The following is a 10,635-nucleotide window of genomic DNA, read 5'->3' on the forward strand; positions in this document are numbered from 1 at the left end:
TTTTAGTCTTACGACTAAATTTTACTTTATACTAAAGTAATTGACTGGTTTAACAAAATATTATTTTGCTAAGTTTACCTATTTCTCTGTTTAATTTTCAAAGACCAATTTAATTTGTCATCATGTGACGACTTCTACAACTTTACCACTTATCTATTCATCTGTCAACAGTTTTTTTAATGTTTTAAATTAAGTTTTCTGCGACCGTATTTCCTTGCATTGCTTAGTAACAGCAACATGTAATATCTTATCATAATTATTTTTATCCGTTTTATAAATCACAGCACTTATTTTAATATAAGCTCATAATAATCTTATTTTCTCACTTATTCTACGTTTTTCTCATACTGATACACTAGGATTAGTATACATATTATACTCTCATATAATCAGCCTACCCATTTGAATTTGCTACGATATAAATTCTAATTAAAGTCATAGTTTCTAATATAATTTAAATGTAAATTGTATTACTAATTGCTCTTGACCTTATAGAAAACCATGTGATCTCGCCATTCTCCATTTATATATAAGTATTTTTTACTTATACCAAGCTCTTCAAACCCACATCTTCTTAAAACACCTTGTGATCTTTCATTATATATTAAAGTGCTAGCTTCTATTCTATGCAACTCTAATTCGTTGAAAGAATATGCTACTACAATTCCAACAGCCTCTTTCATATATCCTTTACCTTGTTCATTCTCATCCATAGAATAACCTATAAAAGCATTCTTAAAAACGCCCATAACTATATTCGATATTCTTATTTTACCAATAAGCTTATCCTTCTTATATATTCCAAAATTGATACCATTGCCATTTAGAAATTGCTTATAACTTTCTATTAGAGTACGCTTTTGACTTTCTAAAGTATAAAAACTCTCCTCTCTAGAAGGTTCAAAGGACCTTAAAAACTCCCTGTTTCTTAAATGAAATTCTAACACTGCTTCTGCATCACTCGGGTCTAATACCCTGATTTCAATATTGCTACCTTTAATCTTAACATCTTTTTTTATCGAATTTCTAGCAAATATAAAACTATTTATACCAAACATCATTTCTGATTGGTAATTAGATTTATTTATTATACTATCTGCTATCATACCCTCTAACTCAAATCCTATATCAGTGAAAGCACTTATATTTATATTTTCATCAGCTATGACATTCACTTTGTTCATACCCATGTTTTTAAACAAAATATTAAGCATAATATTTAATGTGTCTTTTATGTACTCATAACTACCATTCGTACCCTTGTGAAATTTCAATCTGAATTGACAGAACTTGTTTTTTTTATCTAACTCCACTATAAATATTCTTCCTAGTGTAATACTATTATTATCCTTTATTATATACTCTCTTTCATTTCCTTTTAAAGCTTCTAAACTAACGTACTTCCCCTTGTTCATTATTAACTCCTTTATCTACGCTAAAATCATTAATTTAAGTTTAATTGTTACCTTCTTAATCATACTCAGTATATCATATTAGATTACTATATTATATTTTTGTTCAATAGCTTTTAAAGTTTTGTTATACTTACATAGTATCAAAAATAAAAAAAGAAAGGTTTGAGCACAATGAATAAACAAAATACTAATAAATTAAAATTATTTCTAATGGGACTTGAAAATAGATTCTCACAGGACTGCTTAATATTTAAACAAATTAACACCTCATTCATAACAGGTCTAAAAGAATTTAAAGGCATAGGTCTCTATAATAATGGAAATATAAACTATAACTTTAATGGAAAAACAGAATCCCTTACTATAAATCGATTATTTGAAAATATCATTAAAGAAGCAGAAAACTATGAGTCCTTATCTTTGATTTATAGTGAAAGAGGTTCTGCAATTTTAATTTTGGCAGATAATAAAAATGTAACTATGAAGAATATAGATGTGAACACTATAAAAGATGAAGAAATAAAAAATATTACATCTAAAACTACTTCTAATAATATTAATGTGGCTACCTCTACACTTCTAAATAGAGATTACTATGTAAAAACTGGCAGCGCAGATGCCCTACTAAAAGAAATAGGCATAATGAGCAAAGATGGTAAAATTAAAAATGATAAAATAAGAAAGTATAATCAAATTGATCATTATGTGGAATTATTAGATGGCATTTTAGATAAACTTCCTAAACACCAGATAATAAACATATTAGATTGTGGTTGTGGAAAATCTTATTTGTCTTTCGTTCTTAACTATTATATGACTGAAGTTAAAAGAAAAAAATGCCACTTTATTGGTCTTGATTACTCAGAATCTGTAATACAATCTTCTATAAGTATGGCTAAGAATTTAAATTATAGAAATATGGAGTTCCACGCTATAGATATTAAGAATTATGTTCCTGATAAACATATAAACGTAGTATTGTCCTTGCATGCTTGTGATACGGCTACTGACATGGCCCTGGCATTAGGTATAAAAGTAAACTCAGATGTAATCATTGCAGTTCCCTGCTGTCATAAGGAAATGTTAACTCAATATTCTTATGGGCCTTTTAAAACTATACTAAAACAAGGCGTATTTAAAACAAGAATGGCCGATATCCTAACAGATGGAATGCGCTCATTAATGCTAGAAGCTAAAGGATATGATGTTTCTGTGGTGGAGTATATATCTCCTCTAGAAACTCCCAAAAACTTAATGATAAGAGCAATAAAAACTACAACTGAAAATGATAAAGCTATGGATGAATATATATCCTTAATGAGTAGTTTAAATATATATCCTGCATTATATTCATTTTTAAATGAATATGAAATGTAATTATAATATTATTTATAGTACAAAAAGATAAGGGTGTTTTAGATTTCACTCTTATCTTTTACTTATTTAAATTCAACTTTAACCTGTATAACAAAACATTAACTCTTCTTTTTAATTAAATCCTTAATCACTTCTCCACCAATTATCATTCCTGCCACTGGAGGAACAAATGATATACTACCTGGAATCTGTCTTTTCATAGCACATTTTTTTGATCCCCCTGTACATACGCAGCCCTCTTTACATGTCATTACCTCATCTATCTTTGGCTTAATCGGAGTTTCTTCTGAGTAAACAACCTTCAATTTGTCAACATTTCTATGTCTGAGTTCCTGCCTCATAACCCTTGCAAGTGGACATACTTTTGTATCATAAATATCTGCAACTTTAAATAGAGTTGGATCTAATTTATTGCCCGTACCTAAACAGCATATAATATCAATTTTACGTTGCTGACAGTGTTCAACTAACGCTAATTTCGAAGCTACTGTATCTATTGCATCTACTACATAATCTACATCATCAGTAATTATATCCCCCATATTCTCTGCAGTTACAAAAGTTTCATGAGTGATAACTTCACATTTAGGATTTATTTCGAGTATTCTATCCTTCATTACTAATACCTTACTCTTGCCTATAGTATTAAATGTAGCATGTATTTGCCTATTTAAATTTGTTAAGCATATTGTATCGTCATCTATTAATACCAGTTTCCCAACACCAGCTCTTACTAGTGCTTCAACTGTATAACTACCTACTCCACCTATTCCGAAAACTACTACTTTACTTTCTTGTAATTTATTTAAACTATCCGTACCTATTAGTAACTCGGTTCTTGACAATGAATGCTGTGGCATATCTTTTTTCTCCTTTGTAATATATCTTATTTTATAATCTAATTATACCCTATATATTAAAAAAAACCACGCATCTGCGTGGTCTTTTTCACTATTTAATTAGCTTCATTTTATCATGACCTAAAATTACAGTTCATGCACAAATATACCGCTTTGTAATTTTGGTTCGAACCAAGTTGATTTAGGAGGCATTACTTTTCCTGAATTTGCTATATCCATTAAATCGTCCATAGTTGTAGGACACATAGAGAATGCAACTCTCATGCCGCCCCCAACTCTTCTTTCAAGTTCCCCAAGGCCTCTTATACCACCTATAAAATCAATCCTAGAATTTGTTCTTGGGTCATCGATACCTAAAATAGGTTCAAGCAAATTCTTTTGAAGTATCGAAACATCAAGTCTTTCTACTGGATCACTCATATTAAATGTCCCTTCTTTAGCTGCTAGTTTATACCACTTGCCATCCAGGAACATTCCATATGTTCTTTGCACATTCGGCTTAAATTGCCCTTCCTCACTACATTGGGTTACATCAAATTTTTCAGAAACTTTTTTTAAGAATTCTTCGTTCGTGTTTCCGAATAAATCTGCAACAACTCTATTATAATCCATTATATATAAATCATTGTCTGGAAATATAACCGATAAGAAAAAATTAAATTCTTCATTACCATTAAATGATGGATTATCTTGCCTTCTCTTTAGTCCAACTTTAACCGCTGATGCTGATCTATGATGGCCATCTGCAATATATAAATAATCCGTTTTAGCAAATATAGTTGATAACTTATTAATAATAACTTCATCATCTATAACCCATATAATTTGAGATACCTCATCGCCAGATTTAAAATCATAAACTGGTGTTTTAGTCCCCGTCCAATTCTTTACTATATCGTCTATTTCATCTTTATGTCTGTAAGTTAAAAATATTGGACCTGTATTAGAATTTGTATAATCAATATGATTAAATCTATCAAGCTCTTTATCTGCTCTTGTATGCTCATGTTTTTTAATTACATCATTTATATAGTCATCAATTGAAGTGCAAGCAACTATACCAGTTTGAGGTCTTCCGTTCATAATCTGCCTATATATATACATACATGGCTTCTCATCTTGAACATATACTTTATCCTTAATCATTCTTTGGAGATTTTCTCTAGCTTTAAGGTAAACTTGCTGATCGTGAATATCTATATCTTCATATAAATCCACTTCTGGTTTATCAACATGTAAAAATGAATAAGGTTTCCCTTTTACCATATCCCTAGCTTCCTTGCTATCCATTACATCATAAGGAAGCGCTGCTACTTTCTCTACTAAATCTAATTGTGGTCTATATGATCTAAAAGGTCTTACTACTGCCATAATTGTTCCTCCTGAGTTTGAGTAGTTTATTTAAAATACTCTAAAATGATACTTGTTATTTCAGTGCCTATTCTTGTTTGCGCTTCTGCTGTTGCAGCGCCAATATGTGGAGTTACCGAAACTTTTGGATGATTAACTAACTCTTCATTTCTTGTTGGTTCCTCAACAAATACATCTACCCCAGCTCCCGCTAGTTTACCACTATCTAAAGCTTCCACTAAAGCCGCTTCATCAACCACTCCGCCTCTTGCGCAGTTAATTAAGAATGCTCCCTCCTTCATCATATCAAGTTGATCTTTTCCTATAGTAGCTCCGTGCTTCTTAATGAATGGTATGTGTAATGATACGTAATCTGCTTTCTTTAATAAGTCATCTAATTCAAAGAATTCATATTCATCGCAATCATTAACTTTGCCTACTATGTCAGTGTATATAACCTTCATACCAAGTGCAGTTGCTTTTTTAGCTAGTTCTCTAGATATTCTTCCAAAACCTACCAAACCTAAAATCTTACCAGCAATTTCTACGCCCACATATTTTTTCTTGTCCCATATACCTTGCCTCATAGCTACATTAGAAATATTAATAAACCTAGACACTGCGAACATATGTGCAATCGCAAGTTCGGCTACAGATGCACTACTTGCATTTGGGGTATTAGTAACCTTTATTCCATTTTCAATTGCATAGGCAACATCGATATTATCAACTCCAACTCCCCCACGAATTATAAGTTTTAGTCTTCCTGCTCCTACTGCTTTATCAATTACTGGTTGTCTAAGTTTTGTTGCAGATCTAACAACAATTACATCAAAATCTTTTAATTTTTCACCTAATATATCGGCCTCATAAAACTCTTGTACAACTTCAAACCCTTTAGCTTTTAATTCTTTAATAGCACTTTTCTCCATACCATCTGTAACTAATACTCTAATCATTGTAATCCTCCTCTTTATAATAAATAAACCTTTTCATTAATTACTATAACTTAAATTAAGAATGAAAAATTATATTATAATTTTCATTCTTAATTTTTTATTCTTGCCTATTTAAGCATCAAAATTTCGTTAATTATTTCCAATAAATTTGTTATCTCTTGTGTCGTGGTTTCAGCCATATGGGCAATTCTAAAAGTCTTATCTTTTAATTTTCCATATCCATTAGAAATAACTATATTTTTCTCTCCTAGTTTCTTGTTTAAGTCAGAAATATCAATTTCTCTTGTGTTTTTAACACATGTCAAAGTATTTGACATAAACTTTTCATCAGGAAATATTTCAAAGTTTTTCCTAGCCCATGCTCTAACAATTTCAGCACAAGCAATATGCCTACTATATCTGTTTTCTAACCCTTCTTCTAATATCTTATCTAATTGATAATCTAAAGCAAACATATGTGAAAGTGATGGTGTAGATGGATATTGGTAATCTTTCTTTTGTATATAATCATACAATCCTAATAGATCAAAATATACTCCTCTATTAGTAACTTGTTTAGCTCTTTCTACTGCTTTTTTTGAGAAAGTACAAATAGCCATTCCTGCAGGTAGTCCTAAACACTTTTGAGTTGAAGTTATACAAATGTCTATTCCCCATTCATCAACTTTTATTACCGTACCAGCAGCATTACTTACTGAATCAACACATACTATAACCTCAGGATATTTTTTATAAATTGAACTAAGTGCTTCCATATTATTCATAAGACCTGTTGAAGTCTCGTTCATAGTAATAGTTATTAAATCATACTTTCCAGTTGATAATGCTTCTTCAAGCATTTGTGGAGTTGTTGGCTGACCCCACTCTGAATCAAATTTATCTGCTGGAACGCCATTAGCTGTGCACATCTCAAACCATCTTTTTCCAAAAGCTCCTACTGAAAATACTGCAGCTCTTTTTGCTGTACATGAACGAACAGCACCTTCCATTAGTCCACTTCCTGAACTAGTAGAAAGTAATATTTCTTCCTTAGTATTAAATACTTTCCTCATTTTATCACTTATGCTTCTTTGTAATGCAGATGCTTCTTTACTTCTATGTCCTATTTGAGGCGTAGCCATTTTCTGAAGTACATCCTCTGATACCTCTACAGGTCCTGGTATAAATAATCTTTTATGCATCGCTCATCCTCCAATTTTTGGCTCTTGCCACTTTTTATTAATTTTAACACTTAAATATAAATATCTCAATATATTATAAATGAATATTTTGAAAATTTCGTCGAATACCTTATACACCTAGTAATATATTCATATTATTAAAAAATATTATAATATCATTAATACATTAATACATTAAAATCGATTTAATTATTAAAGACTATATAACAAAGTTACATTTGTTATATAGTCTAAATATTAAACCTTTTATCCTTGATCTAATCCCGCTAATACTTTATCATACAAATTGACTTCACACTTATCATTCTTTAAATGCTTACAATTACCACAGCTTTTACTGAATTCTGTACCTATTGAAGATTCAAATCCCGTTCCTACTGCATCATAACCATTACAACTATTTGCTATATGAGTCATCTGTTCTAGATTTGGCATAATAACATTCCTCCTTATAATATAATTTTAGTATTCCATTTATTTATGTTTTACATTCTTATTCTTTTAAATTAACAGCAATTTACAAAAAAACATATAAGCTACTAAAACACATAGTGTTCTAGTAGCTTATAACTTTTTAGTGATTTTCCCACCAATAATTTTCAACAACAATTACAGATTCAGTTTCTCTACAGTATTTTGTAGTTAAACACTGCCTTAAATTTCTCGGGCATCTTTTACAAACACAATCCGTAACTTCTCCGTCACATTTTTTTGACAAAGCTTCAGGACAATAATCGCAATTATCTCCACCTACAGCCATTTTATCACCTACCATATTAATTTATTAATCATTTCATTTAGCCTTATTTTTCTTCATTCTCAGTTGCATAAATTAATCTATATTTAATCATTATCTCATTTAGCATATCTGCTACAATTGGTGGTGTATATGTAATTGCATTAGCACCCGCTCTTATAGTTTCCCTTATGCTATCATTATTTGGACCACCCGTTGCTATTATAGGGAAATCAGGATATTTTTCTCTTATTTTACTGATTATATATGCCGTTTTTTTAGCACCTGATACATTAATTATAGTTGCTCCTGCATTTATTCTTCCCTCTATATCTTCGAATTCTGATACAACTGTAACTATTATTGGGATATCTATAGTTTCCCTTACTTGTGTTATAACTTCATTTGATATTGGACTATTGACCACTATACCCATAGCACCTTTAAATTCAGCATCTAAAGCTAAATTTGTTACTCTTTTCCCTGTAGTAATTCCGCCACCAACGCCACAAAATACAGGTACATCCGCTGCAAGTACTAATGCTTCAGTTATTATTGGCTGAGGTGTAAATGGATATACAGCAATGATTGCATCAGCATTTGTATTTCTTATAACTGCTACATCTGTAGTAAAAACAAAGGATTTTAACCTTTTACCAAATATTACAATCCCACTAGCATCCCTTATTGCAGTTGGTAATTCTATCATATGACTCCTGAGCGATCCTGTTATGTGAGGCACTTTTTTACTTTTGTTACGAATTGGGTTTGTACTTTCATTTATTTTTTCCATTTTGTCCTCCTTTTAATTTATAATTATTTATTATTTAAGCTAATAGAATAATTAGACTAATTTTTATAAATTACTAACCTTCAGAGTTAATTATTAATTAAATGCATTCCTCTAATTATACTTATATTGGGTATTTAATTCTACCCTTTACGCTTATTTTATTTCATTTATACTAGTAATTATTTTATGTTTAATATAAGATAACTACATATAGATTAATTTTATACTTTTAGGAGGTCTTTGATGCGAAGCAAAATCCACTCTACCTATTATATGTTTATTTCTTTCAGTATCCTATTAATAATCTTAGCATTTATTATGGATTCACCGATGGAAATTTTCATAGGGTTTAAAAAAATAATTGTTGAATCTGATATATTAATAACAGATTACATAAAACTTGCAGGCGTTGGTGCGGCTTTTCTAAATGTGGCTTTAGTAGTTTTATCCTCTGTTTTCCTATTAATACTTGTAGAAATAAAACCAAATGGCTCTACTGTAGCTGCATTATTTACAATGGCCGGGTTCTCACTTTTCGGAAAAAACATAATAAATATTTGGCCGATAATATTTGGTATCTGGCTATATTCTAGATACCAAAAGGAAAAATTTATAAATTATGTTTTGATATCACTATTTGCAACAACTTTATCTCCTAGCGTTAATGTATTATCATTTTTGGGTCATCTACCTTATTACGGAAATGTTTTTATTGGATTATCCTTAAGTATATTTATTGGTTTTATTTTTCCTCCTATGGCTTCTTATTGTCTAAAGATTCACCAAGGTTATAATCTTTATAATATAGGTTTCGCAGCGGGTCTTCTTGCTACTCTACTTATGTCTTTATTAAGGGCTTTTGGAATAAACCTTGAAACTAGATTACTTTGGTCTACAGGAAATAATCTACTATTTTCTGTTATGTTATTTACTTTATTTACAATCATGATAACAGTAGGATATGTGGAAAATGGTAAAAGTTTTAAGAACTTGCTTAGGCTTTACAAAAAACCTGGTAGACTAGTATCTGATTATTATCTGTTATTTGGTCGAGGCATTACTATGGTAAATATGGGCATCCTAGGTTTATACAGTACGCTTTTCGTTCTTCTAATTGGTGGAGATTTAAATGGCCCTACTATAGGTGGTATTTTAACCATTGTCGGTTTTGGCGCATTTGGAAAACATCTTCGAAATGTGTTTCCTGTTATGGTAGGTGCAATGCTTTCATCTTTATTAAACATATGGCAAATTAATTCACCTAGCTCGGTATTAGGTATTTTATTTAGCTCAACGCTAGCTCCTATTTCAGGTCAATTCGGATGGATTTACGGTTTGATCGCTGGATTTTTACACATTTGCTTAACCATGAACCTTGCATATCTTCATGGTGGATTAAACTTATACAATAATGGTTTCGCAGGAGGAATAGCATGTATTATTCTTATTCCAATTATTACTGCATTTAGAAGGGAGCGCGAATAATATTGAAACACACAGACCAACGAAATATAAAAATAGTAACTGAACTAATGGGGTATTGTTACAAACATGGTTCGGACAATGTTCACATTGATATAAAGAAAGTTAAAGAAAAGATAATAATATTTATAAGAGCACAAACTTCCACTATAACGAAAAAAAATCTGGAACATTTAGAAGAATCACTAAATGCACCAAGATGTCATGAAATGGAAGAATATTATTGGAATCTTACTGGTGATGACGATCAATATACGGAAGCAACCCTTGTAGGTATGATGATTGATGAGGCTAACATAAATTATATTGATGGAGAGTACCTAGAGATACTTTTAACTAGAATTCCATAAATAACTTATAAGTATAGAAGATAAATTGGGCCTGTAAATAATTTTGTGTAAACAGAATATAATATACTCTTTCTTGGCAATAATTGAGATAAGTGATTATCAAAGATTGTAAGGAGGAGTATTTTTATGTCA

At 30.5% G+C, this 10,635-nt stretch carries 11 protein-coding genes; 3 read left to right on the forward strand and 8 right to left on the reverse strand.

Translation table 11 applies throughout. The annotated features are described in order from the left end of the window. Positions 1–473: 473 nt before the first annotated feature. Positions 474–1,415, reverse strand: coding sequence for a GNAT family N-acetyltransferase (locus KPL55_RS24590; RefSeq protein WP_216309394.1), 942 nt, complete (start codon positions 1,413–1,415; stop codon positions 474–476). Between the two features lie 171 nt (positions 1,416–1,586). Between KPL55_RS24590 and KPL55_RS24595 the strand changes: the two genes are divergently transcribed. Further along, entirely contained in the window at positions 1,587–2,792 is a 1,206-nt protein-coding gene (locus KPL55_RS24595; protein ID WP_216309403.1) for a class I SAM-dependent methyltransferase, read from the forward strand. A 98-nt stretch (positions 2,793–2,890) separates the two neighbouring features. Here KPL55_RS24595 and KPL55_RS24600 read toward each other — a convergent pair whose 3' ends face one another. The 7 genes from KPL55_RS24600 to KPL55_RS24630 all read right to left on the reverse strand — a co-directional run bounded on the left by KPL55_RS24600 (position 2,891) and on the right by KPL55_RS24630 (position 8,671). Further along, the gene (locus KPL55_RS24600; protein WP_216309395.1) at positions 2,891–3,652 is read right to left on the reverse strand and encodes a tRNA threonylcarbamoyladenosine dehydratase; all 762 of its coding nucleotides are present in this window, start codon (positions 3,650–3,652) and stop codon (positions 2,891–2,893) included. 126 nt (positions 3,653–3,778) lie between these two features. Beyond that, positions 3,779–5,023 (reverse strand): DUF1015 domain-containing protein, encoded by a 1,245-nt coding sequence (locus KPL55_RS24605; RefSeq protein ID WP_216309396.1) that lies wholly within the window; start codon positions 5,021–5,023, stop codon positions 3,779–3,781. Positions 5,024–5,049: 26 nt separating this feature from the next. Then, positions 5,050–5,961: a D-2-hydroxyacid dehydrogenase gene (locus KPL55_RS24610; RefSeq protein WP_216309397.1), complete on the reverse strand. Its 912-nt coding sequence runs from the start codon at positions 5,959–5,961 to the stop codon at positions 5,050–5,052. A 107-nt stretch (positions 5,962–6,068) separates the two neighbouring features. Then, positions 6,069–7,142: a pyridoxal-phosphate-dependent aminotransferase family protein gene (locus KPL55_RS24615; RefSeq protein WP_216309398.1), complete on the reverse strand. Its 1,074-nt coding sequence runs from the start codon at positions 7,140–7,142 to the stop codon at positions 6,069–6,071. 246 nt (positions 7,143–7,388) lie between these two features. After that, positions 7,389–7,577, reverse strand: coding sequence for a hypothetical protein (locus KPL55_RS24620; RefSeq protein WP_216309399.1), 189 nt, complete (start codon positions 7,575–7,577; stop codon positions 7,389–7,391). Positions 7,578–7,716: 139 nt separating this feature from the next. Next, positions 7,717–7,902 carry a hypothetical protein gene (locus tag KPL55_RS24625; protein WP_216309404.1) on the reverse strand — a complete coding sequence of 62 codons (186 nt, stop codon included), beginning with the start codon at positions 7,900–7,902 and terminating at the stop codon, positions 7,717–7,719. Positions 7,903–7,945: 43 nt separating this feature from the next. Continuing rightward, a complete protein-coding gene (locus KPL55_RS24630) occupies positions 7,946–8,671 on the reverse strand; it encodes a beta/alpha barrel domain-containing protein (protein ID WP_216309400.1) in 726 nt (241 codons plus the stop codon). A 243-nt stretch (positions 8,672–8,914) separates the two neighbouring features. On the opposite strand from KPL55_RS24630, the gene KPL55_RS24635 reads away from it, so the two are divergent. Both KPL55_RS24635 and KPL55_RS24640 read left to right on the forward strand, forming a co-directional pair. Beyond that, a complete protein-coding gene (locus tag KPL55_RS24635) occupies positions 8,915–10,156 on the forward strand; it encodes a DUF1576 domain-containing protein (RefSeq protein ID WP_216309401.1) in 1,242 nt (413 codons plus the stop codon). A 2-nt stretch (positions 10,157–10,158) separates the two neighbouring features. Beyond that, positions 10,159–10,503, forward strand: coding sequence for a hypothetical protein (locus KPL55_RS24640; protein WP_216309402.1), 345 nt, complete (start codon positions 10,159–10,161; stop codon positions 10,501–10,503). Positions 10,504–10,635: the final 132 nt, after the last annotated feature.

This window comes from Clostridium lacusfryxellense, from assembly GCF_018861735.1.
Lineage (GTDB): Bacteria > Bacillota > Clostridia > Clostridiales > Clostridiaceae > Clostridium_AD > Clostridium_AD lacusfryxellense.